23 protein-coding genes are annotated in these 26,189 nt (G+C 65.1%); 16 read left to right on the plus strand and 7 right to left on the minus strand.

What is annotated here, in order from left to right; all coding sequences use genetic code 11:
• The first annotated feature begins 261 nt into the window (after positions 1–261).
• Positions 262–2,082, plus strand: a complete 1,821-nt coding sequence (locus tag FJ956_RS15110; protein ID WP_140682337.1) for an aromatic amino acid ammonia-lyase — start codon at positions 262–264, stop codon at positions 2,080–2,082.
• Positions 2,083–2,207: 125 nt separating this feature from the next.
• On the opposite strand, the gene FJ956_RS15115 is transcribed toward FJ956_RS15110, so the two are convergent.
• A complete protein-coding gene (locus FJ956_RS15115) occupies positions 2,208–2,819 on the minus strand; it encodes a LysE family translocator (protein ID WP_140682335.1) in 612 nt (203 codons plus the stop codon).
• A 729-nt stretch (positions 2,820–3,548) separates the two neighbouring features.
• Here FJ956_RS15115 and FJ956_RS15120 point away from each other — a divergent pair.
• A complete protein-coding gene (locus tag FJ956_RS15120; RefSeq protein ID WP_140682333.1) occupies positions 3,549–4,172 on the plus strand; it encodes a DUF1062 domain-containing protein in 624 nt (207 codons plus the stop codon).
• A gap of 150 nt (positions 4,173–4,322) precedes the next feature.
• Here FJ956_RS15120 and typA read toward each other — a convergent pair whose 3' ends face one another.
• Positions 4,323–6,152, minus strand: a complete 1,830-nt coding sequence (typA, locus tag FJ956_RS15125) for a translational GTPase TypA (protein WP_140682331.1) — start codon at positions 6,150–6,152, stop codon at positions 4,323–4,325.
• Positions 6,153–6,347: 195 nt separating this feature from the next.
• On the opposite strand from typA, the gene FJ956_RS15130 reads away from it, so the two are divergent.
• A complete protein-coding gene (locus tag FJ956_RS15130) occupies positions 6,348–6,635 on the plus strand; it encodes a hypothetical protein (RefSeq protein WP_246672191.1) in 288 nt (95 codons plus the stop codon).
• A 229-nt stretch (positions 6,636–6,864) separates the two neighbouring features.
• Here the strand turns inward: FJ956_RS15130 and FJ956_RS15140 are convergent, their stop codons facing one another.
• A complete protein-coding gene (locus FJ956_RS15140; protein WP_140682325.1) occupies positions 6,865–8,439 on the minus strand; it encodes an alkaline phosphatase in 1,575 nt (524 codons plus the stop codon).
• A gap of 297 nt (positions 8,440–8,736) precedes the next feature.
• On the minus strand, positions 8,737–10,020 hold the full coding sequence (locus FJ956_RS15145) for an MFS transporter (RefSeq protein ID WP_140682323.1): 1,284 nt from the start codon (positions 10,018–10,020) through the stop codon (positions 8,737–8,739).
• Positions 10,021–10,098: 78 nt separating this feature from the next.
• On the opposite strand from FJ956_RS15145, the gene FJ956_RS15150 reads away from it, so the two are divergent.
• The 9 genes from FJ956_RS15150 to FJ956_RS15190 all read left to right on the plus strand — a co-directional run bounded on the left by FJ956_RS15150 (position 10,099) and on the right by FJ956_RS15190 (position 20,058).
• Entirely contained in the window at positions 10,099–10,707 is a 609-nt protein-coding gene (locus FJ956_RS15150) for a TetR/AcrR family transcriptional regulator (RefSeq protein ID WP_140682321.1), read from the plus strand.
• A gap of 44 nt (positions 10,708–10,751) precedes the next feature.
• Positions 10,752–11,342 (plus strand): hypothetical protein, encoded by a 591-nt coding sequence (locus FJ956_RS15155; RefSeq protein ID WP_140682319.1) that lies wholly within the window; start codon positions 10,752–10,754, stop codon positions 11,340–11,342.
• A gap of 101 nt (positions 11,343–11,443) precedes the next feature.
• Positions 11,444–13,519: a 3-hydroxyacyl-CoA dehydrogenase NAD-binding domain-containing protein gene (locus FJ956_RS15160; protein WP_140682317.1), complete on the plus strand. Its 2,076-nt coding sequence runs from the start codon at positions 11,444–11,446 to the stop codon at positions 13,517–13,519.
• Between the two features lie 333 nt (positions 13,520–13,852).
• Positions 13,853–14,878, plus strand: coding sequence for a BMP family protein (locus tag FJ956_RS15165; RefSeq protein ID WP_140682315.1), 1,026 nt, complete (start codon positions 13,853–13,855; stop codon positions 14,876–14,878).
• A gap of 204 nt (positions 14,879–15,082) precedes the next feature.
• On the plus strand, positions 15,083–16,594 hold the full coding sequence (locus FJ956_RS15170) for an ABC transporter ATP-binding protein (protein ID WP_140682313.1): 1,512 nt from the start codon (positions 15,083–15,085) through the stop codon (positions 16,592–16,594).
• The gene (locus FJ956_RS15175) at positions 16,594–17,649 is read left to right on the plus strand and encodes an ABC transporter permease (RefSeq protein WP_140682311.1); all 1,056 of its coding nucleotides are present in this window, start codon (positions 16,594–16,596) and stop codon (positions 17,647–17,649) included. Before FJ956_RS15170 ends, FJ956_RS15175 begins: the two co-directional genes overlap by 1 nt.
• Complete coding sequence (locus FJ956_RS15180) at positions 17,646–18,590, plus strand: ABC transporter permease (RefSeq protein ID WP_140682309.1); 945 nt, start codon at positions 17,646–17,648, stop codon at positions 18,588–18,590. Before FJ956_RS15175 ends, FJ956_RS15180 begins: the two co-directional genes overlap by 4 nt.
• Positions 18,591–18,815: 225 nt before the next feature.
• Positions 18,816–18,965: a hypothetical protein gene (locus FJ956_RS15185; RefSeq protein WP_140682307.1), complete on the plus strand. Its 150-nt coding sequence runs from the start codon at positions 18,816–18,818 to the stop codon at positions 18,963–18,965.
• 154 nt (positions 18,966–19,119) lie between these two features.
• A complete protein-coding gene (locus FJ956_RS15190) occupies positions 19,120–20,058 on the plus strand; it encodes an LLM class flavin-dependent oxidoreductase (RefSeq protein ID WP_140682305.1) in 939 nt (312 codons plus the stop codon).
• Positions 20,059–20,444: 386 nt separating this feature from the next.
• On the opposite strand, the gene FJ956_RS15195 is transcribed toward FJ956_RS15190, so the two are convergent.
• The 3 genes from FJ956_RS15195 to FJ956_RS15205 all read right to left on the minus strand — a co-directional run bounded on the left by FJ956_RS15195 (position 20,445) and on the right by FJ956_RS15205 (position 22,577).
• On the minus strand, positions 20,445–21,365 hold the full coding sequence (locus FJ956_RS15195) for a sigma-70 family RNA polymerase sigma factor (protein ID WP_246672190.1): 921 nt from the start codon (positions 21,363–21,365) through the stop codon (positions 20,445–20,447).
• A gap of 91 nt (positions 21,366–21,456) precedes the next feature.
• Entirely contained in the window at positions 21,457–21,774 is a 318-nt protein-coding gene (locus tag FJ956_RS15200) for an antibiotic biosynthesis monooxygenase (RefSeq protein ID WP_140682303.1), read from the minus strand.
• Positions 21,775–21,902: 128 nt separating this feature from the next.
• A complete protein-coding gene (locus FJ956_RS15205) occupies positions 21,903–22,577 on the minus strand; it encodes an isochorismatase family cysteine hydrolase (RefSeq protein WP_140682301.1) in 675 nt (224 codons plus the stop codon).
• 218 nt (positions 22,578–22,795) lie between these two features.
• On the opposite strand from FJ956_RS15205, the gene FJ956_RS15210 reads away from it, so the two are divergent.
• From FJ956_RS15210 to FJ956_RS15225, 4 genes are read left to right on the plus strand one after another with little or no spacing between them, the layout of a single operon-like run.
• Positions 22,796–23,581: an ATP-binding cassette domain-containing protein gene (locus FJ956_RS15210; protein ID WP_210241604.1), complete on the plus strand. Its 786-nt coding sequence runs from the start codon at positions 22,796–22,798 to the stop codon at positions 23,579–23,581.
• A 17-nt stretch (positions 23,582–23,598) separates the two neighbouring features.
• Positions 23,599–24,513: a tonB-system energizer ExbB gene (gene exbB, locus FJ956_RS15215; protein WP_140682297.1), complete on the plus strand. Its 915-nt coding sequence runs from the start codon at positions 23,599–23,601 to the stop codon at positions 24,511–24,513.
• 5 nt (positions 24,514–24,518) lie between these two features.
• Positions 24,519–25,022, plus strand: a complete 504-nt coding sequence (exbD, locus tag FJ956_RS15220; protein ID WP_140682295.1) for a TonB system transport protein ExbD — start codon at positions 24,519–24,521, stop codon at positions 25,020–25,022.
• The gene (locus tag FJ956_RS15225; RefSeq protein ID WP_140682293.1) at positions 25,019–25,993 is read left to right on the plus strand and encodes an energy transducer TonB; all 975 of its coding nucleotides are present in this window, start codon (positions 25,019–25,021) and stop codon (positions 25,991–25,993) included. The genes exbD and FJ956_RS15225 overlap by 4 nt, the downstream gene beginning before the upstream one ends.
• The last annotated feature ends 196 nt before the right edge of the window (positions 25,994–26,189 follow it).

The following is a 26,189-nucleotide window of genomic DNA, read 5'->3' on the forward strand; positions in this document are numbered from 1 at the left end:
TGCATCGCACGAGGCCGGATTTCGGCCGCGACTTCCTTGCTATCGTCTTCGTGGCCGCCTTCTTCGACAGGTCGAACCGGCGGCCACCGCGATCGGCTTGCGGCCGAACCGACCACGCCGTCGCCCGCTAGGCCACGCCGGTCCCATCATCGGTCCTGCGGCCTTCCTTCGTTGACAGGCCGACGCTTGCGGCTAGTCTTTGGGAAACAAAATTTCCATTGGGTGAACTCGTTCCTGAACCTGTCTCGAATGGGAGCCGTCATGCTGGACCGAATCGCCAAGCCCAAACTTCTCCTTTGCACCCTCACCGTCATGGCCGGCCTCGCCGCGCCGCCTGCCCAGGCCTTCGAGGCGGCAACCGTCTATCAACCTATTTTCGAGGCAGCCGCCGACAAGACGGTAACGCTGACCGGCCATGACCTGACCATCGATCAGGTCATCGCCATCGCGCGCAACGGCGCCAAGGTCGAGCTCAGCCCGGAGGCGCTGCAGCGTTCGGCGGATGCTTATGGCTTGCTGCTCGAGGGTGCGGCCGAAGGCGTCACGATCTACTGGTTCAACCGCGGCGCCGGCGACCAGCGCGAAACCGTGATCTTTTCAGGCGATCCGACCACGCCGGAAAATACCAAGCTGCTCAAGGACCAGCAGCTCGCGCGCTTCAAGGGCGGCGTGAACCGCGGCTACGGGCCGGAGCTGCAGGAGGAAGCGCTGGTGCGCGCGATCATGGCCATCCGCGCCAACACCATGTCCTACGAGGCTGCCAGCCCGCAGCTGACGCATATGCTTGTCGATATGCTGAACAAGCGCGTCACGCCGGTCGTGCAATCGCGCGGCACGCTCGGCGAGGGCGACCTGGCGACGCTTGGCAATATCGGCGCCGCCATGGTCGGCGAAGGCGATGCCTATCTCAAAGGCGTTCGCATGCCGGCCGCGCAGGCGCTCGAGCAGGCCGGCCTGAAGCCGCTCGAACCCTTCGCCGCCGACCAGGCGGCGCTGATCAGCACCAACGCCTATGCGCAGGCGCAGGCCGTCCTCTTGCTGGAGGACACGCGAAAACTGCTGGAATGGACTGACCTCAGCTACGCCATGGGGCTGAACGGCATGAATTCCAGCGTGACGCCGATCTCCGCGCCGGTGCAGTCGATGCGGCCTTATCCGTGGCTGACCTGGGACGCCGCCCGCGTCATGGACATGATCAAGGGCAGCTATCTCTTCGATGACGATCCGGCCCGCATCATCCAGGATCCGGAAAGCATGCGCGCCTCCAGCCAGCGCCAGGGCTCGGCCTGGCAGGCCTGGGCGGATTTGCGCGATTCCGTGCTGCTCTCCATCAATTCCTCGGATCATAATCCGGCGATCCTGCCCGGCCTGACGCCGCAGAGCTCGCCGGAACTCAGCACGCCGCAGTTCATGAAATACTACATCAAGGGCGGGCCGCTCAGTAACGGCAAGTCCGGCTACATCTTCTCCAACGCCAATTGGGATCCCTACCCGATGGCCAACCAGGTCGAGGCGCTCACCAACGCCTTGACCAATCTCGGTGTAGCGGTGGCGCAGCGCATCGAGCGCTTCCGCAACCCTTTCTTCACCGTGGTCAAGCCCGCCGACGTGTTGAAGCCGGACGAGCGCAAGGACATTCCGGGCTTCGACGGCTATCTGCCCACCGATCTATGGCAGGAGCTGGCCGATCTCGGCTCGCCGGTGACGCCGAACGGCCAGGCGATCGTCGCCACCGTCGAGGACCTGGAAGCGCAGACCCGCATCAAGACGCAACGCGCCCGCGAGGCGGTCGACGTATCGTTCCATCTGCTGGCGCAAGACCTGTTGACGGCAAGCTACTGGATGGAGATCCGCAAGGCGCAGAACCCGCAGCGGAAATTCGGTGAAGCACCGACCGCGGCTCTCGCCGCGCTGCGCCAGGCGATCCCATGGCATCAACCGGCGTCGGAACGGCAGAAGCGGCCGCTCGGCATGGTCGCCTACGACTTCATGCAGGAGAACCCGGCCTCGAAATTCTATTCGGGCGGACCGCAGCCGCCGGCTGCGGCGGCGCTGCCTTCGGCCGGCGTGCTGCCAAAGTAGCTCAGAGCAATTCCAGGAAAAGTGTGACGCGGTTAGGCTCGGCTCCTTCGCCGTAGCCTTCCGTCCGGAATTGCTCCACACAAAGAGATGGCGTGGTCGTCGTTTTCAAGAAACGATGAACAGCTCTATCGCGCGGCGATAGCGGCGGCGGCGCCCGCCATCGTCGTGGCGCTGACGCGGTTGGCGATCTTCATGGCGCGCTTGCTCTTCAGGAGCCGGCGCGCCTGGGAAGCGGCCAGCACCCAGGCGAGGTCAATGACGATCAGCACGATAGCCATGGTCAGCGTTAGCTCGACCCAGCCGACAAGGCTGACCGAGGCAAGATCGATGATGGTCGGCAGCAGCGCCAGATAGAACATCATGATCTTCGGGTTGCCGAGCGTCACCGCCATGCCGGCAAGGAAAAGTTTCAGGGGCGAGTCCTCGCGCGGCATCTCGCCCTCCTTGGCCTCGACCGGCGCCGTCCACATCTTGAACGCGAGATAAGCAAGGTAGGCGACGCCCACCCATTTCACGACGACGAAGGCGTAGTGGAAGGTCTGCGCCACGACGGCGAGCCCGAACACCGCCAGCGACAGCCAGACGGCTTCACCGATCCACATCGCCAGCAGGAACGGGAAGACATCGCGGAACCCCTTCGAGATCACCCGTGCCACGAGTGCTGCGATCGACGGGCCGGGCGAGCCGGCGGCGACGAACAGCGCGGCGGCGAAGATCAGCAGCGAGGCGAGATGCATGGGGTCGATTCCTATAAGATAGAAAGAACGATAGCCGATCGGAGTAGATTTGGCACGCCCGGCAAGGCGCGACCGTTGATCAAGGCGACAATAACTGCCAGCGCCGGCGTCTCGATCAGCCTCTTTCCTCCCGTTCACGGCAGTGCAAGCGCATATGGGTTTATCGAAGGCCAACGAAACGCCGTCATCCTCGGGCTTGTTCCGAGGATCTGCTGTCGCACGCGGATATAGGGCGACCAGTTCAGGGAGGCCGGTAGATCCTCGGGACAAGCCCGAGGATGACGCCGTCAAGGCATGCCGATTATCCGAAATGCCCGGCAGGGCAATGAGGGGCAGCGCCAACCTCGGCCCCTAACCCTTGCTCCTTCGTCACCCTCCCGCTAGAAGACCCAGCCCGACACCCATTTTCGAGCATCACTTTGCCTCAGTAACCGCCGGTCTCGCCAACTCCTCTGAATGCACCGCAGGCGCAGCTTTAGCGACCCCTGCATCTATTCACGTGTTCTTCAGGCGGCGGTTCGAGACCGGTTTGGCATTGCTGAGCCGCCGTCGCGTGCAATCCGCGCCGACGCCTGACTTTCAAACACGCAGTCTTCGCCACGCCGTGCCCGCACGAGCATGATCCCGAAAAGTGGTACCCGGTTTTCGGAAAGGATCATGCTCAACAAAAAAGGGGCATCTCGGACATCGCCGGCCTGACGGACTTCCCGACGGGAAGGGCCTATCGGCATGTCTACCTTGCGTGTCCACTGGACGATCGCGCCCGCAATCGCGCCTCGACCTCTCATCAGCTGCAACCGCTGCGGCGGCGCCAAACCGTATCGATGCGGCGGGAAATTCCGCGTCAATGCCAACGGCAAGCGTATCGACGTCTGGCTGATCTATCGCTGCGTCGGCTGCGACAACGCCTGGAACTTCACTATCCTGGAACGGCGAAACCGCCGCGACATCGAGCCGGTGCTGCTTGCGGCGCTCGAAAGCAACGACCCGGCGCTTGTGCGCCGCTTTGCTTTCGATGCCGCCGCGCTGCGCGACCGGGCCGGACGAATCGAGGAATCCCCCGACGTGACGGTCCGTAGGGAGCCGCTGGACGGCGAGCTTGGACGCGCGACCGCGCTCGCGCTCGAACTTCGTCTGGAGGGCACGACACCTTTGCGGCTTGACCGCCTGCTTGCCGGCGAGCTCGGCCTTTCGCGGTCAAGGCTTCAGGCCCTGGACAACCGAAGGCGACTGACCATCGAACCGGATGGCGCCAAAGCCTTGCGCAAGCCGGTTCGCGACGGCTTGGCGGTGCGCATCGATCTGGCCGGAGAGGCGGATTACCGCGCTATCCTCTCGGCCGCGTGTCGCTAGATCCAGATGGCATTCGTTGAATCGCCATCTGGATCCAGCTCTTTGTTGGAGCATGATCTTTCTCCGAAAACCGGTTCCCACTTTTCGGGATCATGCTCTGAAACAAAAAGAGGGAGCACCGGCTCCCTCTTTGAACTTCGTCTGGAAAGCTTACGCCGCGCCCATCACCTTGGCGGCCTTTTCGAAACGCTTGCGCTCGTTCGGGTCGAGATAGAGCTTGCGCAGCCGAATGGTCTTCGGCGTCACCTCGACCAGCTCGTCGTCCTGGATCCAGGCCAGCGCCCGCTCCAGCGTCATGCGGATCGGCGGCGTCAGCTTCACCGCTTCGTCCTTGCCGGCGGCGCGGATGTTGGTGAGCTTCTTGCCTTTGAGCACGTTCACTTCGAGGTCGTTGTCGCGCGAATGGACGCCGATGATCATGCCCTGGTAGACCTTGACGCCCGGATCGATGATCATCGGGCCGCGGTCTTCCAGGTTCCACATCGCATAGGCGACCGATTCGCCCTGTTCGTTGGAGATCAGCACGCCGTTGGTGCGGCCGGGCAGCTCGCCCTTATACGGCTCATAGGCGAAGAACAGGCGGTTCATCACGGCGGTGCCGCGCGTGTCGGTCAAGAGTTCCGACTGATAGCCGATCAGGCCGCGCGTCGGGGCGTGGAAGACAAGGCGCTGGCGGTTGCCGCCGGACGGACGCAGCTCGACCATCTCGGCCTTGCGTTCCGACATCTTCTGCACGACGACGCCGGCATGCTCCTCGTCGACGTCGATGACGACTTCCTCGACGGGCTCCAGCAGCTGGCCGTCGTCGCCCTTCTGCATGACGACGCGCGGACGCGACACAGCAAGCTCGAAACCTTCGCGGCGCATCGTCTCGATCAGCACGGCAAGCTGCAATTCGCCGCGGCCGGAGACGAAGAAGGAGTCCTTTTCCGCCGATTCCTCGATCTTGAGCGCGACATTGCCTTCGGCCTCGCGCAGCAGCCTGTCGCGAATGACGCGGCTGGTCACCTTGTCGCCCTCGGTGCCGGCAAGCGGCGAGTCATTGACCAGGAAGGACATGGTGACGGTCGGCGGGTCGATCGGCTGCGCATGCAGCGGCTCGCTCACCGCCAGGTCGCAGAACGTGTCGGCGACCGTGCCCTTCGACAGGCCGGCGATGGCCACGATGTCGCCCGCCTGGGCTTCGTCGATCGGCTGGCGCTCGAGGCCGCGGAAGGCGAGGATCTTGGAGACGCGGCCGGTCTCGATCTGCGTGCCGTCGTGATGCAGCACCTTGACCGCCTGGTTGGCCTTCAGCGTGCCGGACTCGATGCGGCCGGTGATGATGCGGCCGAGGAACGGGTTGGCTTCGAGGATGGTGCCGATCATGCGGAACGGGCCGGGATGGACGGTCGGTGCCGGCACATGCTTGACGACCAGGTCGAACAGCGGCGCCAGGCCCTGATCCTTCGGGCCCTCGGGATTTTCCGAAACCCAGCCGTCGCGGCCCGAGCCGTAGAGGATCGGGAAATCGAGCTGCTCGTCGGTGGCGTCGAGCGCGGCAAACAGGTCGAACACCTCGTTGACCACCTCGATGTGGCGAGCGTCCGGTCGGTCGATCTTGTTGATGACGACGATCGGTCGCAGGCCGACCTTGAGCGCCTTGCCGACCACGAACTTGGTCTGCGGCATCGGGCCTTCGGCGGCGTCGACGAGCACGATCGCGGAGTCCACCATCGACAGGATGCGCTCGACCTCGCCGCCAAAATCGGCGTGTCCGGGCGTGTCGACGATGTTGATGCGGGTGCCGTGCCAGTCGACCGAGGTCGCCTTGGCCAGGATGGTGATGCCCCGTTCCTTTTCGAGGTCGTTGGAATCCATGGCGCGCTCGGCGACGCGCTGGTTGTCGCGGAAGGCGCCGGACTGTTTCAGAAGCTGGTCGACCAGCGTGGTCTTGCCATGGTCGACATGCGCGATGATCGCGATATTGCGGAGGTTCATTTTTCTGGTCTCGGGAACGTTGCAGGCAGCAGGCCCAAAAGCGCCGCCTTTTTCGGTTGCGCGGCTCATACAAGGTTTTTCGCAATTGCGAAAGGGGCGGCTCGACCCCAAATAAATGGTCACTGATTCTTAAACGTCTTGGTGTGAAATGATTCTGTTAACCAAGGCGGAACCTTTGAGGGGCCGGACAGTTCGATGTTCATGACCGATCATATGCCCAGATTGCGTCCGGTTTTTGCGTGGGCAGCGCTTGGCGTGCTCGTCGCGGCAGGCGCCGCGCAGTCGGCGGCCGCGCTACGGGAAGCCGACCCGATCGCACGGCCCGACGCCAGGACAGTACAGCAGATGTTCGCCGACGCCCCCGACGGCGTCGACCCGATCGTCACCGGCCCGGTCAGCGCCGCCTTCAAGCAGCGCCAGAAGGATGCCGACTGCGACACCGCGGTCTGGCCCAACGTTCCGAAGGTTTGCTACCCGGATTGACGATTGCTGCGCTTAACGCGGCAAATGTAGCGATCCTTCGCGCCCCCCCTCTGGCCTGCCGGCCATCTCCCCCACTTGGGAGGAGATCAGCAGCTTCAGCGCCTTGCTCATTCCTGCAGCGTCGAAGACTGGCGAAAACAAAGGCGACGGCCAATCTCCCCCCAAGTGGGGGAGATGCCCGGTAGGGCAGAGGGGGGGCGCTGTCCCGCCGGCGTTTCCGATTTTCACCTCAAGCCGATCGCACGGGGTCGAGTGTCACCTTGTAAAGCTCATTGTCGTCGCGATCCATCAGCCGCACGGTGAGCTGCTCCGTGGCGCCGGAGATATCGACCAGCCCAAAGAACTGCAGTCCGGCCGACGGCGGCAGGTTCTGGCCCTGCTCGGCGGTCGGCGCCTTGATGAATTTCAGCTCCGGCCCGAAGGTCATGTCGAGGTCGTTGGGGCCGAATGTGCCGGCGTGGATCGGGCCGGAGACGAATTCCCAGAACGGATTGAAATCCTGGAACTGCGCCTTGTCGGGGTTGTAGTAATGCGCCGCGGTGTAGTGCACGTCGGCGGTGAGCCACACCGTGTTGGTGATGCCGGCATTCTTGATGAAGCGCAGCACATCGGCGAATTCCAGCTCACGGCCCTTCGGCGCGCCATTGTCGCTGTTGGCGACCGCCTCGGCGCCGGCCTTCTTCACCGCATCGTCCCAGACGATCAAGCTGAGCGGCATGTCGGCGGCGATGATCTTCCAGGTCGCCTTGGAATTGGCGAGTTCGCGCTTCAGCCATTTGGACTGCTCCTCGCCGATCATGCGCGACTTCGGCGTCAGCGTCTCTTCCATGTCGGGGCCGTTCGGGCCGCGATAGGAGCGCATGTCGAGGAAGAACACGTCGAGCAGCGGCCCATGCGAGACCTTGCGGTAGACACGGCCGGGTTCCGACGGCTCGTAGCGGATGGTGGTCATTTCGTGGAAGGCGCGGGCCGCACGCGCCGCCAGCACATGGATCGACTTTTCCTTATAACGGTCGTCGGCGGTCAGGTCCTTCGAATCCGACCAGTTGTTGAGCACCTCGTGGTCGTCCCACTGGTAGAAGGTCGGGCAGATGGCGGAGAGGCCAAGCACATGCTTGTCCATCATGTTGTACTTCCACTGGTCGCGGTACTCGTCCAGCGTCTCGGCGACCTTGCGCTTGCCGTCGAGCATGACGACGTTCTTCCACTTGCCACCGCCGGGCAGGTCGACCTCGTCCTTCAAGGCGCCGTCGGCATAGATCGTGTCGCCGGAATGCAGGAAGAAGTCGGGTGTGTGCTTGGCGATGGTCGAATAGGTCTTCATGCCGGTCTCGTCGATGCCCCAGCCCTGGCCGGCCGTGTCGCCCGACCAGGCGAAGCGCACGTCGCGCTTCGAAGACGGCGCGGTGCGGAAGCGGCCGACGATCGGCTCGGAGACGGCGTTGATATCGGAGAGGTCGGCAGCAGTCATGCGGTAGAAGATGTCCTGGTCGGAGGCGAGATCGGTAAGCAGCCGCTTCACCGTGTAATCACTTGCCGGCGAGGTATCGAGCGCAGCCAGCCGCGTCGCATTGGCGAAGCTTTCGGTGGTCGACACTTCATACATCACGCGCGCCGGCCGGTCGGTGCGGGTCCACACCATGCCGGAGGTGGCGTCGACATCGCCGGACTGAACGCCATGCGTGAAGGCCGGGCGCTGGCTGGCGCGAGAATAATAAGGCAGCGCGAGACCGGAGGCGCCGACAAGGCCGAAGGCGCTGGCCGAGGTGACGAAAGCGCGGCGGGTCAACGAAAGCTTGTTCATGGCTGTCTCCGGATGGCGTTGAACGGGACCGCCAAGCTCTCGCCTCAATGTTTCAGGCACATTTCGGAACCATGAAGTTTTGATAACAGTGAACAGCGGAACTGCTGATCTCCCCCCTCGTGGGGGAGATGGCCGGCAGGCCAGAGGGGGGCGCGAAGGATTGCCAGCGTCTCAGGCACGGCCTGTCCGAGCCTCTGCTCAACGCCTTTGTTAGCTGCAATCAACTGACAAGTCGGCGGGACAGCGCCCCCCTCTGCCCTGCCGGGCATCTCCCCCACGAGGGGGGAGATTGGCTGTTCAAGCCGCCTGCGGTTCCGGCTCGAAGGCCGGCCTGCTCGTGTTGATCAGCAGCGAGATACAAGCCGCCGCAATACCCGTCATGCCGGCAATCAGGAAGGCCAGCTCGTAATTGCCCTGCAGCTCGCGCATCGTGCCGCCGAAGGCGGCGGCCGCCGCGGCGCCGATCTGGTGTCCGGCGACGATCCAGCCGAACACGATCGGTCCGCTGCGGTCGCCGAAAGCCTCGTTGGCAAGCCTCAGCGTCGGCGGCACGGTGGCGATCCAGTCGAGCCCGTAGAGCACGGCGAAAATGACCAGGCTGGTGGCCGAGAAGCCGGAATAGGGCAGGTAGATCAGCGACAGCCCGCGCACCGCGTAGTAGACGCCGAGCAGCTTGCGCGGATCGAAACGGTCGGTGAGCCAGCCGGACAGCGTGGTGCCGATCAGGTCGAAAATGCCCATCATCGACAAGAGCCCGGCCGCCTGCACCTCGCCGATGCCCATATCGCCGCAAAACGCGATGAGATGCGTGCCGACGAGGCCGTTGGTGGTGAAGCCGCAGACGAAGAAGGTGGCGAACAGGTACCAGAACACCCGCGTGCCGGCGGCGCGGCGCAGCGTGTTCAGCGTATGCGCCAGGAAATTGCCCTGCGATGCCGGCGACACCGGCGGCACGTCATTCGCATCGGCGCCGTAGCGCACCTGGCCGATCGAAGCGGGGCGCTCCGGCACCAGCAGCAAGACAAAGGGTATCAGCGCCGCTGTCGCCAGCGCCACGGCGATCGCCACCGGCTTCCAGCCGCCGCTCTGCGCCAGCGAGGCGATGAGCGGCAGGAACACCAGCATGCCGGTGGCGCTGGAGGCCGACATCAGCCCCATCATCAGGCCTCGATTGGTCTTGAACCAGCGGTTGACGATGGTGGCGCCGAGCACGCTCGCCACCGCGCCCGAACCGATGCCGGAAAACACGCCCCAAGTGAGGAAAAGATGCCAGGGCTCAGTCATCAACAGGCTGAGCGCGGTCGATCCCGACATCACCAGCAGCGCGCCGAGCAACGTGCGGCGCAGCCCGATGCGCTCCATCAGCGCCGCCGCGAACGGACCGGTCAAGCCGTAAAGCAGGATGCCGACGCTGGCGGCCCAGGAGGTCACGTCGCGACGCCAGCCGAAGCTTTCTTCCAGCGGCACCATCATCACCGACGGCGCGGAACGAAGCCCGGCCGCGATCAAAAGGCAGAAGAAGATGACGGCAACGACGACGAAAGCGTAGCGCTGGCCAAACGGACGGGACTGGGCTATCATGTTACTGACCGGTACGTTGCAATGGGATGAGGCCCTACATACGTACCGGTCAGTAACATTGTCAAGCGAGTTGTTTGCATGCCATCGGACGATAAAATTGATGCGTCATTGAGCGGAGCTCCGGCGCCGAAGGCTGCGGACAAGATCCTGGACGCGGCGCGCGACCTGTTTTATCGCGAAGGCATCCGGGCGATCGGCGTCGACGAGATCGTCAGGCGCGCCGGCGTGACCAAGCCGAGCCTTTATCGCAGCTTCCCGTCCAAGGACGAGCTTGCCGCCTCCTATCTGCGCAAATACGACCTCGAATTCTGGGAGCGGTTCGACGAGGCCGTCGACGCGCATCCAGGCAAGCCGCGCGCGCAGATCATCGCTTTCCTGACCCGCGTCGGCAAACGCACGCAAAAGCCGGATTATCGAGGCTGCGGCATGACCAACGCGGCGGTGGAATATCCCGAGCGCGGCCATCCCGCGCGGGTGGTGAGCGAGAACAACAAAGTCGAATTGCGCCGCCGCCTGCGCGCCATGGCCACCGCGATGGGTGCCGCCGATTCCGATACGCTGGGCGACGGCCTGCTGCTCCTCATCGAGGGCGCCTATATCAGCGGCCAGCTCTTCGGCCTCGGCGGACCGGCGGCGGCCGTCGCCCGCAACGCCGACCTCTTGATCGAAGCCAGCTTGAAGAAATAGCAATTGAAGCTACGCTTTCGGCAACTCGAACGGAGTTGTCAGCCATGCGCGCTCTTCTGATCCCGCTTGCCCTCGCCGGTTTCTGCCAGGCGGCCCAGGCCGGCGACATCTCCAGCGCCTACACCGATCTCGACTGGAAGAAGGACTGCGTGACCTACGCCCAGGCCGCGGAAGGCGACGGCGATTGGGCAAGCCTCGTCTGCTCGGGCTATCGCGGCTACCCGGTGCTGATCGGCTACGACGACGCGCGGGAGTCTCTCTATTACGGCTTTCCGTCCGACGACATGACCGCGGTCTGGGAGAGCTTCACTGCCTTCAACGGCTCGGGCCCGAAGGTCGAGTGGCGCATCGAGACCAGTGGCGATGTCGCCATCCCCTTCGCCGCCATCCATCGCCGCTCGATCAGCGACCCGCAGGACGAGAAGAAATCGACCGACGTGCTGGTCGTCGCCAAGGTGGCGCAACCGGAAGAACATCAGGGATGCACGATCGGCCTGGTTTTAGCCACCGGCAACGCACAGGCCAACGACCAGGCGCGCAAGCTCGCCGACGACAAGGCGAAAACCTTCGCCTGCGGTAAGGACAAGCGCGAAGTGATCGGCGACGTGCCGCCCTTCGGCCGCGTGGATAACTAACCGGGCTCGCCAACCGTTAGGCCAGCGCTGCATCGGGTTCCCATTCGCCTCGCTGCCGAGTAAACCCTTGCGCGATTGCAGCCGGTCTCGGGAGGTTCCGCTTGTCCAGTTTTGTCAGCGTCGCGAACGAGAACGGCGTGGCGGTGGTCACCATCGACAACCCGCCGGTCAATGCGCTGAGCTTTCACGTCCGCAAGCCGCTTTACGAGGCGCTCGACGCGCTACGCGACGATCCCACCGCGAGCGCGATCGTCATTGCCTGCGCCGGGCGCACCTTTGTCGCCGGCGCCGACATCACCGAATTCGGCAAGCCGGTCGAGCAGCCGGAACTGCGCGCCATCATCGCCTTGCTGGAAACCATCGCCAAGCCGACGGTGGCCGCCATTCACGGCACAGCGCTGGGCGGCGGCCTGGAGCTGGCATTGGGCTGCCATTTCCGCGTCGCCGACAAGGGCGCCAAGCTTGGCCTGCCCGAAGTGAAGCTCGGCCTCTTGCCGGGCGGCGGCGGCACGGTGCGCCTGCCACGCCTTGTGGGTGCCGCGAAAGCGCTCGGCATGATCGTTTCCGGAACGCCGGTTTCGGCCAGCGAGGCCAAGGCCACCGGCGTCGTTGATGCGGTGTTCGATGGCGATCTGCTTGCTCAGGCCATTCGTTTCGCTCGCGAAATGGTCGAGCGGGGCGGACCGTTCGTACCGGTGCGCGACCGCAACGACCGCCTTGCCGGGACCGATCTCGCCGCCTTCGACGCCCAGAGGACGGAACTGGCCAGGAAGGCCCGTGGGCTTGAAGCGCCGCTTGCCTGCGCCGAAGCCGTGCGCAACGCGATCACCTTGCCGTTCGACGCGGCGCTTGCGGCCGAGCGGCAACTTTTCCTGAAACTCGTTTCCGGCGACCAGTCGCGGGCGCAGCGGCATCTGTTCTTCGCCGAGCGCGAGGCGGCCAAGATTCCCGGCAAGGACCTGCGGAAGCGCCGGATCGAACGCGTCGGCATTATCGGCGCCGGCACCATGGGCGGCGGCATCGCCATGGCCTTTGCCAATGGCGGCCTTGCGGTGACTTTGCTCGAGACGAGCGAAGAAGCGCTGCGGCGCGGGCTGGCGACAATCGACAAGAACTATGCCGTTTCGGTCAGCCGCGGCACGTTGACGGACGAGGCCAGGCAGAAGCGGCTCGGACTGTTCAAGGGCAGCACCGACTATGCCGACCTTGCCCATTGCGATCTGATCATCGAGGCCGTGTTCGAGGACATGGCGGTGAAGAAGGAGGTGTTCGGCAAGCTTGACGCCATCGCCAGGCCCGGCGCCATCCTCGCCACCAACACCTCCTATCTCGACGTGAACGAAATCGCCGCCTCGACCTCGCGTCCAGGGGACATGCTCGGCATGCATTTCTTTTCGCCGGCAAACGTCATGAAGCTCCTGGAGATCGTGCGGGCTGAAAAGACCGCGCCCGACGTGCTGGCGACGGTCACCGATCTCGCCCGGCGCATCGGCAAGGTCGCGGTCGTCGTCGGCGTCTGCCACGGCTTCGTCGGCAACCGCATGCTGGCCGCGCGCGGCGCGGAGAACGAAGCGCTGTTGCTCGAAGGTGCAACGCCCGCCCAGGTCGACAAGGCGTTCACCGATTTCGGCTGGCCGATGGGGCCGTTCCAGATGGGCGATCTCGCCGGCCTCGACATCGGCTGGCGCAACCGCAAGGCGCGAGGCCAGACGGCGGTGATCGCCGATACGCTGTGCGAGCAGGGCCATTTCGGCCAGAAGACCAGGCGCGGGTGGTACCGCTATGAGGCTGGCGCGCGCGAGCCGGTCGCCGATCCGGAGGTCGAGGCGCTGATCCGCGCGAAGGCGGAAGAATTGAGCATAGCGCAGCGCGAGATCGGCGCCGACGAGATTATCGAACGCACGCTTTATCCCCTGGTCAACGAGGGCGCGAATATCCTGGAGGAACGCGTCGCGGCACGCGCATCCGACATCGATGTCGTCTGGGTCAATGGCTACGGCTTCCCGATCGGCAAGGGCGGGCCGATGTTCTGGGCCGGGCTCGAAGGCGCGGCGAAGATCGTCGAGCGGTTGGAGCATTGGCATGGGCGGACCGGCCGGGCGATCTTCGAGCCGGCGCCGGTGCTGAGAAAGTTTGCCGAGACGGGGGCTTGGGAAGGTGCGGGCGGCGCCCTGTAACTTCGTCATTCCAGGGCGAAGCGAAGCGTAGACCCTGGAATCCATGCCGTTCCATCAAACGAGGAATGCGACGGTGCAGAAGAGGGCATGGCACAGCCGTCGATCGTTCTGCACTGTCGAGGCTCTCGGACGTCACGGCATGGATTCTATGGTCTGGGCGCGTCGCTTCGCTCCTTGCTCCGCCATAGAATGACAAAGGAGAGGATCGCCCCCTCTATTGCCGTCACCAAATTTGACCATGTGGACAAATCTCGGGCGCCGTTCCATAGTCCTGGGCGTCTGACATTTTTGAACGGCCGGCTCGACACGGCTGTCGAACAGAGGGGCACTTCAATGGAAAACGACCGTAGAAAATCGCAACGCGCCGGCCTGTCGCGGCGCAACGTGCTGGAACTCGGCGCACTCGGCCTCGCGGCGACCGTGCTGCCCGGCGCGGCCTTCGCCAAGGACAAGAAGCTGAAGGTGGCGGCGATCTTCGCCACGCCGATCGAGGAGCCGTGGGACAACCAGATCCATGTCGCCCTGCAGAAGGCCGAGAAGGAGCTGGGCATCGAATACAAATGGTCGGAAAAGGTGCAGACCGCCGACTTCAGCCGCGTGATGCGCGAATATGCGCAGGGCGGCTACCAGCTGGTGCTGGGCGACGCTTTCGCCGCCGAGCGTGAATCGCGCCGCACGGCAAAGCAATTCCCGAAGACGGCGTGGCTGTTCGGCTCGGGTGCCGGGCCGGCCGAGCCCAATTTCGGCGTCTTCGACAACTGGATCCATGAGCCGGCCTATCTCTCCGGCATGATCGCCGGAAAAATGTCGAAGTCGGGCACGGTGGGCGCCGTCGCGGCGATGGGCATCCCGGAAGTGAACCGGCTGGTCAACGCCTTCTTCGCCGGCGCCAAGGAGGTCAATCCGAACGTCAAGAAGAAGGTCGCCTTCATCGGCTCGTTCTTCGACCCGCCCAAGGCCAAGGAAGCGGCCGTGGCGCAGATCGATGCCGGCGTCGACGTCATCTATGCCGAGCGCTTCGGCGTCATCGAGGCGGCGGTCGAGAAGAAGATTTTTGCCATCTCCAACATGTCCGACCAGTCCAGCCTCGGGCCGGACACGGTCATCACCGGCCCGGTGTGGGACATGTACCCGACGGTCGAGCAGGCGATCAAGCTGGTCAAGGCCGGCGTCTTCACCGCGCAGGACTATGGCGACTTCTCGCGCATGGCCAAGGGCGGTTCCTACCTCGCGCCCTTCCACAAGTTCGACAAGACGCTGCCGGCGGAGGTGAAGGACCTGGTCGAGAAGAAGAAAGCCGAGATCCTCGAAGGCAATTTCCGCGTCGACGTCGACGAGAACACGCCGGTTTCGGATTGACGCCTGGTTGAGGGGCGGCGCGAGGCCCCCCTCTCTGTCCTGCCGGACATCTCCCCGTTGGAAGGGGGAGATTGGCAGTTCCGTCGACGCTCAATCTTTCAACATTGAAAGTTGGCGAAGGCCGCCGTGATGGCCGGCAGGCCAGAGAGGGGGGTGCAGCGCAGCCCTCCGTGGTTGGCCGGATCGCAAATCCAGGGAGCCCCCTTGTCCGCCCCACTCATCGAAATGCGCGGCATCACCAAGAGCTTCGGCGCCGTCAAGGCGAACGAGGCCGTCGACCTCAGCGTGGCGCCGGGCGAGATCCTCGGCCTGCTTGGCGAGAACGGCGCCGGCAAGACGACGCTGATGAACGTGCTGTTCGGCGCCTATGCGCCGGACGCCGGCGAGATCCTGGTCGAAGGCAGGGCCGTCGCCATCCACAATTCGGCCGATGCGCTGGCCGCCGGCATCGGCATGGTGCATCAGCATTTTCACCTCGCGCCACGCCTCACGGTGCTTGAGAATCTTCTGATCGGCATTCCCGGCAAGTCCGGCCGCATCGACCGCGCCGGTGGACTGGCGCGATTGAAGGAGATCGGCCGCCAGCATGGGCTCAACCTCGATCCGAACCTGCCGGTCTCGGCGCTGTCGGTCGGCGAGCAGCAGCGGCTGGAGATCATCAAGGCGCTGTTCCGCGGCGCCAAGCTTTTGATCCTCGACGAGCCGACGGCGGTGCTGGCGCCGAGCGAGGTCGACGGCCTGTTTGCCGCCCTGCGCTCGATGGCGGCGCAAGGTCTCGGCATCATCTTCATCTCGCACAAGCTGAATGAAGTTCGCGCCCTCACCCATCGCTGCGTGGTGCTGCGCCACGGCAAGATCGCCGGCCGCGTCGACCATCCGGCAAGCACCACATCGGCGGAAATGGCCAAGCTGATGTGCGGCCATGAAATCGTGCCGCCGGTCAAACAGGCTTCGACGCCCGGCGCTTCCGTGCTGACGCTCGACGGCATTTCCACCGCCAGCCATGCCGGCACGCCGCTGCGCGAGATCTCGCTTTTCGTCCGCGCGGGCGAGATCCTCGGCATTGCCGGCGTCTCCGGCAACGGCCAGCGGGCGCTCGCCGATGTGATTTCCGGCATGCTGGCGCCCAAGGCCGGAGCAATGACGATAGCCGGCAAAGCGGTTGCGCAATTTTCGCCGCGCGAATTGCAGGCGCTCGGCCTCGGCCGCATCCCGGAGGACCGGATGACGACCGGCCTCGTCACCAACCTGCCTTTAGCCGACTCCATGGTGCTGCCGCGTATCGGCACCGAGGCCTTCAGCCGCAGGGGGCTGCTCAATCCAACCGCGATCCGTGCCTTCGCAGAAGCGCAGATCAAGGCCTACGACATTCGCTGCCCCGGCCCGATGGTGCGCGCCGGCGCGTTGTCAGGCGGCAATCTGCAGAAGGCGCTTCTTGCGCGCGAGCTCGCGTTCGACCCCAAGGTGCTGATCGTCTCGCAGCCGACGCGCGGCCTCGACATCGGTGCCGCCCGCTTCATCCACGAGAAATTCCTGGCCATGCGCGTCAAGGGCTGCGGCATCATCGTCATCGGCGAGGACCTCGAGGAATTGCTGATGCTCTCGGACCGCATCGCGGTGATGTATGAGGGCCGCATCGCCGGCACGCTTCCCAGCGCGCATGCCACCGTCGCTAGGCTCGGCCTGATGATGACCGGTGCGGAGGGGCACGCCTGATGTTTCGCCTCGAAGCCCGCACGTCCACACCGGCCTGGTTCAATCTCGCCCTGCCGCTGGTCGCCATCGCCACCACACTAATCCTGTGCAGCGGCCTCATTGCTGTGACCGGCGCCGGCGTGATTGAGGCCTATGGCGTCATGCTGTCTGCATCGCTCGGCGACAGCTACGCCATCACGGAAACCCTGGTGCGCGCCGCACCCATGATCTTCACCGGCCTTGCCGTGGCCATCGCCTTCCGCGCCAAATTCTGGAACATCGGCGCCGAAGGCCAGCTACTGGCAGGTGCTGTGGCAAGCTGCTTCGTCGGCGCCATCCCGATGCCGGGCTATCTCGCCATGCTGTTGATGGCGCTGGCGGGCGCCGCGGCAGGCGCGCTCGTCGCGCTGGTTCCCGCCACTTTGCGCGTAAAATTCAAGGTCGACGACGTGGTGAGCTCGCTGCTGCTCAACTCGGTCATCTATTACGCGCTGATGGCGCTGATCGAGGGACCGTGGAAGGACACGTTCAGCGGCTACCCGATCTCGCCGCCGATCGAGGACTCCGCCAATTTCCCGGTGCTGATCGAAGGCACGCGCCTGCATCTCGGCGTCGTCGTGGCGTTGATCGCGGCGCCTCTTTGCTGGTTCCTGATCGCGCGCACCACGCTCGGCTTCCGCATCCGCGTCACCGGCGAGAATCCGGAAGCCGCCCGCTATGGCGGCATCAACGTGCAGCGCGTGCTGCTTTCGACAGCTTTGCTCTCCGGCGCGTTGGCCGGGCTCGCCGGCGTCGGCGAGGTCGGCGGCGTGCATTTCCAGGTGATGAGCGACATCTCGCCCGGCTACGGCTATTCCGGCATCGTCGTCGCGATGCTCGCCAGGCTCAATCCGCTCGGCGTGATGCCGGCGGCGATCTTCCTTGCCGCGGTCATGACCGGCGCCGAGGCGATGTCGCGCGCCACCGGCGTGCCGGCTTTCCTGAGCGACGTCATCCAGGGCACGGCGTTGCTTGCGATGCTGGTGGCGCTGCTCTTCACCGCTTACCGCATCCGCCGCGTGGGGGCGTCGTCATGAGCGCGGTGTTCGAGCAGATTTTCCAGGTCGGCTTCCTCGCCGCCATCATCCGCATCGCCACGCCGCTCGCCTTCGCCACGCTCGGCGAAATGTTTTCCGAGCGCGCCGGCGTGCTCAATCTCGGCATCGAAGGCATCATGCTGCTCTCGGCGATGGCCGGATTCACCGCCGCCAGCCTGAGCGGCAGCCTGTGGCTGGGCGTGCTGGTGGCCGTGCTCACCGGCGCGTTGATGGGCGCGCTGCATGCGCTGTTCACGGTGGCACTGGGCCTCAGCCAGCATGTCTGCGGCATCGGCGTGACATTGTTCTCATCCGGCCTTGCCTATTTCCTCTACCGGCTGATTTTCGGCCAGCAATCGGTGCCGCCGAGCATTACCGGCTTCAAGCCGGTGCCGATCCCGCTGCTCGCCGACATACCGGTTCTCGGTCCGGCCGTGTTCAACCAGTTCACGCTGGTCTATCTGGCTATCATCGCCGTCCCGCTCGCCGCCTTCGTGCTCTACCGCACGCCCTGGGGACTTTCGGTGCGCATGGTCGGCGAGAACCCGCGCGCGGTGGACTCGGCGGGCGTCAGCGTGATCGCCACGCGCTTCCAGGCGGTGATCCTCGGCGGCGCGCTGATGGGTCTTGCCGGCGCCTTCCTCACCATGGCGCAGTTCAACGCCTTCACCTTCGGCGTGGTCTCCGGGCGCGGCTGGGTGGCGATTGCGCTGGTGGTGTTCGGCCGCTGGGATCCCTGGCGCTCGGCGGGCGCCGCGCTGCTCTTCGCCTTCGTCGACGCGCTGCAGCTCAGGATGCAGGCAAGCGGCCTCGGCCACGTCCCTTATGAAGCGTTCCTGATGCTGCCCTTCATCTTCACCATCGTCGCCATGGCCGTCATGTCGCGCAACGCCGTGGCGCCATCGGCGCTGCTGAAGCCGTTCAGAAGGGAAGAGCGGTAGACGAGTAGGACTCGGCGTCCTTTCCTCTCCCTCCAGAGGGGGGAGAGGAAAGGCGCCAAGCCGTTCTGGGACGAAGACCTGAAACCGGCTACACCGCGCAGGCAATGAGAATGAAAACCCACAGATTGCATCCTCCTGAAAAATTTTTTCCAGAAATCGCCCGAAAATAACAATCGACAAAGTCTACTAACTTTATAGATTAATGGTCGCGACGGAGGATCGACCATGTCCTACATTCAGAACGCCCAGCGCAAAGGCCAGAGGCTTGCCGCCGATCAGAGCTGGAGGCCCGCCTATGGCGGCACCTTCGCCTATCTCGTCTTCGCGCTTGCGTTCGTGTTCACCGGCGCGGTGATCCTGGGGCTGATCCCCTGATCCAAGGCGGGCCGAGACCCGCCGTCAAACAATCTGAGTCGAGTGATCGGAGTGGAAAACTGACCGCGCGCCAGGGCGGCGTCGCACGCCTGCGTCTCAGGTCCGGTTCGAAGGCTTTGAAGCGGGGCAAGCCAACGTGATGGAGGAGATGGCAATGCCGATCGAGTTCACGCATGTTCCAGGTAAGCCTGCCAATGGCAGCTTCTTCTACGACTTTGCCGAAACCGCGACCAGATTGTCGCTGATCGAGGACGCCGGTTTCCGCAGGCTGGTGGTGGACGATCCGGCCGGACTCCTCACCAATATGGACATCGCCGCGCAGACGCTCGACCGCACCGGCTCGCTCGAAGTGGTGCTGACGCATTGGGCCGGTGTGATCGAGCCGACTGTGGCGGCAAGGCAGCTCGCGGCGCTCGACCGCAAAAGCGGCCGCCGCCTGTCGCTCCGCATGCTGAGCGAACCGCTGGAAGACAGCGACGCCGAGGCCCGGCCGGTCGGCCACAGCGTCGTGTGGCAGCGCATCGACGAATATCTGGTGCTATTGAAGCGGCTGTGGTCGAACGACAGGCCCTTCGACCATGAAGGCGCCTTCTACAGCGTCCGCGGCGGCTTCGTGCCGCGCAAGGGCCCGCATGGCGCCGACCTCGCCATCCGTCTCGGCGGACAGTCCGGCACGGCCTTGAAGGTCGCCGGCAAGCATGCCGATGTCTTCGAGCTGGCCGCCGGCTCCCCGGATGAGGTCGCGCAACTGATGCAGCGCGTGCGCGGCGCCGCGGCGGAACATGGCCGCGCCGGCAAATTGCGCTTCGCGCTGCCTGTCCGCATTCACCCGGACGGCTGGACGAGCACTCCGGATCACAAGGCGGTCGGGCTTGCCGGGCCGCCGGCGCGGATCGCCCTGGCGCTGCTGCCCTACGCTGCGCTTGGCATCGAGGAATTCATGATCGGCGGCATCGACCGCCCAAGCGAGATCGCCCGTATCGGACGCGAGACGATCACGCTGGTCGCGAATTCTCTGGCGCGGCGCGAGGTGGAAGTTCCGCAACCGGGGATGCTTGCGTCCCAGACCTTTGCGGAGCACTGCGCGTCCTAGACTAGGGTCGCTGCGCAGGGATTCTGACGGGTCGGCTCTGTTTGCGTTGGCACGTGGCATGCGTTGGAGATTGGCCGAAACGCGCAATCGCGATCGTCATTCCAGGGCGGAGCAGGAGCGAAGCTCCGTCGCGAAGACCCTGGAATCCATGCCGTTACCTTCGCCAAGGAATGCAACGGAGCAGAATTCCGCACCGTGGCGGCGCTTCCAAGTCACGGAATGGATTCTATGGTCTGCGCCGCGTCGCTTCGCTCCTTGCTTCGCCATAGAATGACGAAGTTGGGGCGGCTTCACCCAGTCCCCGGCGTTTGCGCCGATTTCACGGAAAGAACGGAAATCTTGCACCAAGACAAACGGCAACCTTTCAAAATCCCTGTGTCGGGGAACTAGGGTCGCTCCGCGTTCGAATAATCCAGGCCGTCCATGACGTAATCCGCGAACAGGAAGTCGCGGATGCCGGCGATCCGGCCGTTCTCCCAATCGATGAGGATGAAGTAGCGCGGCGGCCCGTCCGGACGCTCCGGGCTGGTGACCAGGATGGCGGGCCGGCCTTCGACAAGGCCGGTCGTGAAATGCCAATGCGTCTCGTCGGCATAGCGGCCGAAATAATTGCCGACATATTCCTTGCCGTCGGCGCGCAGGCGGTTGACCAGCTCCAGCTTGACATCCTCGGCCAACAGGCCGCGCAAGGCATCGAAGTCCCTGGCGTTGAAGGCGGCCACATAGTCGCCGAGGCGCCGCATGTCCTGTTGGTCGAGCTCCGGGCGGGGCGGCGCGATGCGCGGCGCGGCCGCCAGCTTGCGCAAGCTCTCGCGACCCCGCTGCAGCGCGCCCTTGATCGCCGTGTCGGAGGTTTCGAGGATTTCGCCGATCTCCTCCAGGCTGTGTCCCAGCACATCCTTCAGCACGACCGCGCATCTTTGCGCCGGCGGCAGCTGCATCAGCTGGGCCAGGCTTGCCTCGGCGGCGATGCGCGCATCCAGCGCCGAATTCTCGTCGGCGATCGTGTCGAGTTCGACCTCGCTTTCGCGCCCCCGCGACCGGGCGCGCTTGCGCAGGAAATCGAGGGCCGCGTTGTGCGCGATGCGAAACAGCCAGGGCTCGGTCTTGTCGGGCATGTCGCCATTCCTGATCGCCACGAAGCCTTTGGCCAAAGCCTCCTGGACGACGTCTTCCCCATCGATGACCGATCCGACCATGCGTGAAGCGTAGCGGTGCAGCTTGGCCCTCAGGCCGGCGGCTTCGCGCTCGAAGGCGCGAAGCCTGGTTTCGGTCGCCGCAACGGACTGATCGTGCGAACCGGTCACGCGTGCTCTACCTCTTTGTTTGACGCAATTCCGGACGGAAGCTCGGCGAAGGCGCCGAACCTAACCGTTTCACACTTTTCCTGGAATTGCTTCAGTTCTCCACCCCGCCCGTGTGGGAATAGGTGGTGTGGCCCATCATGGTCTCGCCGGCGGCCAGCTCGACGATGCTCTTCATGTACTCGGCGAAGCGGGGATCGCCGCGGAAGGCCGCGATGTCCTCGGCCGAACGCCATTGCGAGATGTTGGCGACCTTGCTGCCGTCGCCGCCGACGACCACGGACGACGACAGCGAGCCCGGCTGCTTGCTGAAGAAGTTTCTCGTGCCTTCGGCAAGAGTGTTGGCGAGTTCCTGCTGCTTGCCCGGCTTGGCGGTGAAGACGTTGATCAGGGTCACTGTGGTCGTCGACATGGCTTGGCTCCGTTTGTCCTGATGGCGGAGGCCGTCGCGGCTCTCGCACCCGTTACGACCCTCAAGACGAAGCCGGAACCGAGAACGGAACGGCGGGCGAAAGAAATTTCGTTGAAACCCAAAAACCTTCAGCGCGCCGCGTCCGCGAGCTGCCGCAACGCGGCAATGACGGCCTCCGAGTCCGCCAGCGCGCCGAAGATCCCGTCTTCGACCGTCACCATATGCAGCGCTGCTTCGTGCGCATACTGGTCGCCGCTGGCGCAGGCGTCCGAAATCGTCAGGCACTGGAAGTTGCGGTCGCAGGCCTCGCGCAATGTGGTGTGCACGCAGACATCCGTCGTGCAGCCGGTGAACAGGAGATGCGTGATGCCGCGCGCCCGCAAGACAAGCTCCAGATCCGTATAGGTGAAGGCGCTGTTGCAGGTCTTGTCGATGATGATGTCTCCAGGTGCCACCTCGATGTCGGAAACGATCTGGAAACCCGGGCCGGAGCGCAGCAGGACGTCCGTGCCGTCGAGGCCGGCCCGCTTGCGGCGCCATTTTTCGTAAGACGTCATATCGGCCATGTCGGCGCGATAGCCCTGCCTGGTGTGGATGATGGTTAGGCCCGCGGTTCGAGCGGCTCCGATCAGCCGGTTGACCGCCGGCAGGATGGCTCTTAGCGGCGATGGATCGTAGCCCTTCCTGGCGAAGTAGCCGTTCGGCGAGAGGAAATCCTCCTGCAGGTCGATCACCAGCAGCGCCGTGTGCTGCGGCACCAGCCTGCCGTCATAGGGAAAGTCGAAGGGTATCGCCTTGATCATCGGTCGTCTTGCTTTGGTTGCGGTGCGCATCGTGCCCAGCAAAGGCCTTGGCGTCCGGACCTTACCTGGCCAGCTCGGGCCGGCGCCAGGAAGTTGTTGCAAATTGTTGATGACGATAGTCACCTTTAGAGTTGACTCGGAAAGTCATGTTTCATAGTCAACCGGCACTGGCCGCCTGGCATCTGCCTGGATGGCGGCCGCCGCATCGGAGGCGGATATTGGCCGGAGCTGGGACAGCCTTTCATGTCGACGCCGTGCGCTTTGCGGTCGGCGGGCGCACGCTGCTCGGTCCGGTCTCGCTCGAGCTGCGCCGTTCCCGCGTCTACGGGCTTGTCGGCCACAACGGTTCGGGCAAGTCCACCCTGGTCAAGCTGCTGGCGCGGCAGCAGCAGGCGAGCTCCGGCGACATCCGCTTCGCCGAACGTCCGCTTGCCGGCTGGGGCGCGCGCGAGCTGGCGCGGGCGCTGGCCTATCTGCCGCAGACGACGCCGGTGGCCACGGGGCTCACGGTGCGCGAGCTGGCGGCGCTCGGGCGCTATCCCTGGCACGGCGCGCTCGGTCGTTTCGGCTCGCAGGACAAAAGCCATGTCGAGGAGGCGCTTGCGCTGACCGACATGAGCGCCTTCGCCGACCGCCTGGTCGACGAGCTTTCCGGTGGCGAGCGGCAGCGCGCCTGGCTTGCCATGCTGGTGGCGCAGAATGCCGGCGTCATGCTGCTCGACGAGCCGATCTCGGCGCTCGATATCGCGCATCAGGTCGAGGTGCTGGCGCTGGTGAAGGAGCTCAGCCGCAAGCGCGACCTGTGCGTCGTGGTGGTGCTGCACGACCCCAACATGGCGGCGCGCTATTGCGACGAGCTGATCGCGCTGAAGCAAGGCCGGCTGCTCAGCCGCGGCACGCCGGACGAGATCATGCGAGGGCCCGTGCTCAAGGAGATTTTCGGCGTCGAGATGGGCGTGCTCAAGCATCCCGTCTCCGGCCAGCCGATCGGATATGTGCAATGATGAAGCGAGGACGAGCCTTGTCCCGAAACGGTCTTTTCGCGGCGCTGGCCGCCTCCCTCATTCTGTCGGCCGGCCTCGCCAAGGCGCAGGAATCGGCGGCGCCCACCGTGCAGGCCCCCCTCGAGCAGGCGCCGGCGGCGCAGGCGCCAGCCGCCACACCGGTGGAACCGGGCATCCAGCCGGCCCCGAACGGCGCCACGGGCGAAGAGCCCTCCATCTCGCTGGCGCTGCCGCATGACCTTTCGCCCTGGGGCATGTTCATGAATGCCGACATCGTCGTGAAGGCGGTGATGGTGGGGCTGGCCTTCGCTTCCCTCGTCACTTGGACGATCTGGCTCGCCAAGTCGTTGGAGGTCTTAGGCGGCAAGCTGCGGGCGCGACGCGCCGCCGATGCGATCGGCAATGCCGCGACGCTGATGCAGGCCGGCCGCGCGCTTGGCCACAGCGGCGGTCCGGGCGCGCTTCTGGTGCGGGCGGCGGAGGAAGAACGGGCGCTTTCAGCCGGCGCGCTCGACCATGCCTCCGGCGACGGCCTGAAGGAACGCGTCGCCTCCCGGCTTTCGCGCATCGAGGCGGCGGCCTCCCGGCGCATGTCGCGCGGCACCGGTCTGCTCGCCACCATCGGCTCGACGGCGCCCTTCGTCGGCCTGTTCGGCACCGTCTGGGGCATCATGAACGCCTTCATCGGCATCTCGCAGGCGCAGACCACCAATCTGGCCGTCGTGGCGCCCGGCATCGCCGAGGCGCTGCTTGCGACCGCCATGGGCCTTGTCGCGGCCATTCCGGCGGTCGTCATCTACAACGTCTTCGCGCGCTCGATAGCCGGCTACAGGCAGATCCTCGCCGACGCCTCCGCCGGCGTCGAGCGGCTGGTGAGCCGTGACCTCGATTTCCGCACCGTGCCGCCGGCAACAGCCATGGCGGCGGAGTAACGGCGATGGCGGCGCGGATTCGCGAGACTGCCGGCGACGATCTCGAGGAAAGCCACGACATCAACGTCACGCCGTTCATCGACGTCATCCTGGTGCTGTTGATCATCTTCATGGTCGCGGCGCCGCTCGCGACCGTCGACGTCAATGTCGACCTGCCCGGATCGACGGCGACGCCGGCGCCGCGGCCCGAGACACCGCTGTTCCTGACTCTGAAAACCGATCTCACGCTGGCGATCGGCAATGACAGCGTGCCCCGTCCGGCCTTTGCCGGCGTGCTCGACAGCCGCACCAAGGGCGACAAGCAGACGCGCATCTTCCTGCGCGCCGACAGAAAAGTCGGCTATGGCGACCTGATGGAAGTCATGAACCTGCTGCGCCGCGCCGGCTATCTCAAGGTCGCGCTGGTCGGCCTTGAAACAGCTGGCGATGCCGGCGGCCAGGCCGCGCCCGAAATGCCCGTGGCCGGCGCGAACCCCTCCCCCGCGCCGGGCGGAAGCGCGGCGCCATGACGGTCGCCGCTCTTTCCCGTATCTCCCAGCCGCGCTTCGGCGCGCGTGAGGCCGGCCTGTGGACGAGCGCCGCCGCGATCATTCTGGCCGCGCATGTGGCGGTCGCCTATGCGGTACAGAATTTGAGTTTCGCCGACATGCCCGATGGCGGCCCGCCGCCGGCGCTGGCGGTCGAGATGGCGCCGCTGGTCGTCGCGCCCGCCGTGCCGGAAGAGACGGCGATGCTGGACACGCTGGCACCGGAGCCGCCCGATGCGACGGACACGGAAAAGCCTGTCGAGGTAAAACCGGTGACCGATCCGGTGCCGGCGGTGGAACAGGCCGAGCCGGTCACCGAACAGCCATCCGAGGCCGACGACACGCAAGAGGCTGAGCAGGCGGAACAGGCCGTTGCCGCGCAGAGCGAGCAGCCGCCGCTGGACGAGGTCGTGCCCGACCCTGTCGAGGCGATCGCGCCCGATGTCGTCATTCCGCTGCCGCAACCGAAACCGGCGGAGGTGAAGGTGCGAAAGCCGGCCGAACCCAGGAAGAAAGCCGAGAAGAAACCGGCCGAAAAACCGAAAGAACGGGTGAGGAAGGAAAAGGCGCCCCCACCCAAGGCGACGACCACCGCCAGCATCGACGCCAAGGCAGCGGCGAAGGCGGCCGCGCCACTGTCCTCGAATGCGGCGCCGCGCTCGAGCGTCAGCCCGTCGCGCTGGAATTCCAGCCTGGCGGCATGGATCAGGCGGCACACCCGCTATCCGAGCGCGGCGCGCTCCAGGCGGGCCGAGGGCACGCCGAGCGTGACCTTCACGGTCGACACCTCCGGCAGGGTGGTCTCGGCCCGACTGGCGCGATCCTCGGGCGACGGCGATCTCGACCGCGCGGCCCTCGGCGCCTTGCAGGGAGCCTCGGTGCCGGCGCCGCCGGCGGAGCTCGGCGCGCGCGTCACCCGCACCGCGCCCTTCGTGTTCAGCCTGCGGGACTAGTTCCGAGATCATAACCGATCGGGTAACTCTGTGTTCGCCGACGCAAACCTTGGCGGTTGGCCGGAACGCCCGTCGCGATCGTCATTCTAGGGCGGAGCGGGAAGCGAAGCGTACCGCGTAGACCCTCTTATGACCGTGGTCAAGAGTGATGGATGAACTTTTCCGCCCCATGTCGTTTGTCACAGGTTTGTTCTTC

Origin of the sequence: Mesorhizobium sp. B2-4-3, from assembly GCF_006442815.1 — a bacterium.
Taxonomy (GTDB): Bacteria; Pseudomonadota; Alphaproteobacteria; order Rhizobiales; family Rhizobiaceae; genus Mesorhizobium.

What these genes read in the sequence shown, in the direction of transcription:
- FJ956_RS15115 (WP_140682335.1), bottom strand. Translation starts at nt 2,819, where the DNA reads ATGCATCTCGCCTCGCTGCTGATCTTCGCCGCCGCGCTGTTCGTCGCC.
- typA (WP_140682331.1), bottom strand. Translation starts at nt 6,152, where the DNA reads ATGAACCTCCGCAATATCGCGATCATCGCGCATGTCGACCATGGCAAG.
- FJ956_RS15175 (WP_140682311.1), top strand. Translation starts at nt 16,594, where the DNA reads ATGTTTCGCCTCGAAGCCCGCACGTCCACACCGGCCTGGTTCAATCTC.
- FJ956_RS15145 (WP_140682323.1), bottom strand. Translation starts at nt 10,020, where the DNA reads ATGATAGCCCAGTCCCGTCCGTTTGGCCAGCGCTACGCTTTCGTCGTC.
- FJ956_RS15190 (WP_140682305.1), top strand. Translation starts at nt 19,120, where the DNA reads ATGCCGATCGAGTTCACGCATGTTCCAGGTAAGCCTGCCAATGGCAGC.
- FJ956_RS15200 (WP_140682303.1), bottom strand. Translation starts at nt 21,774, where the DNA reads ATGTCGACGACCACAGTGACCCTGATCAACGTCTTCACCGCCAAGCCG.
- FJ956_RS15185 (WP_140682307.1), top strand. Translation starts at nt 18,816, where the DNA reads ATGTCCTACATTCAGAACGCCCAGCGCAAAGGCCAGAGGCTTGCCGCC.
- exbD (WP_140682295.1), top strand. Translation starts at nt 24,519, where the DNA reads ATGGCGGCGCGGATTCGCGAGACTGCCGGCGACGATCTCGAGGAAAGC.
- FJ956_RS15180 (WP_140682309.1), top strand. Translation starts at nt 17,646, where the DNA reads ATGAGCGCGGTGTTCGAGCAGATTTTCCAGGTCGGCTTCCTCGCCGCC.
- FJ956_RS15155 (WP_140682319.1), top strand. Translation starts at nt 10,752, where the DNA reads ATGCGCGCTCTTCTGATCCCGCTTGCCCTCGCCGGTTTCTGCCAGGCG.
- FJ956_RS15165 (WP_140682315.1), top strand. Translation starts at nt 13,853, where the DNA reads ATGGAAAACGACCGTAGAAAATCGCAACGCGCCGGCCTGTCGCGGCGC.
- FJ956_RS15225 (WP_140682293.1), top strand. Translation starts at nt 25,019, where the DNA reads ATGACGGTCGCCGCTCTTTCCCGTATCTCCCAGCCGCGCTTCGGCGCG.
- FJ956_RS15110 (WP_140682337.1), top strand. Translation starts at nt 262, where the DNA reads ATGCTGGACCGAATCGCCAAGCCCAAACTTCTCCTTTGCACCCTCACC.
- FJ956_RS15150 (WP_140682321.1), top strand. Translation starts at nt 10,099, where the DNA reads ATGCCATCGGACGATAAAATTGATGCGTCATTGAGCGGAGCTCCGGCG.
- FJ956_RS15120 (WP_140682333.1), top strand. Translation starts at nt 3,549, where the DNA reads ATGTCTACCTTGCGTGTCCACTGGACGATCGCGCCCGCAATCGCGCCT.
- FJ956_RS15205 (WP_140682301.1), bottom strand. Translation starts at nt 22,577, where the DNA reads ATGATCAAGGCGATACCCTTCGACTTTCCCTATGACGGCAGGCTGGTG.
- FJ956_RS15140 (WP_140682325.1), bottom strand. Translation starts at nt 8,439, where the DNA reads ATGAACAAGCTTTCGTTGACCCGCCGCGCTTTCGTCACCTCGGCCAGC.
- FJ956_RS15130 (WP_246672191.1), top strand. Translation starts at nt 6,348, where the DNA reads ATGTTCATGACCGATCATATGCCCAGATTGCGTCCGGTTTTTGCGTGG.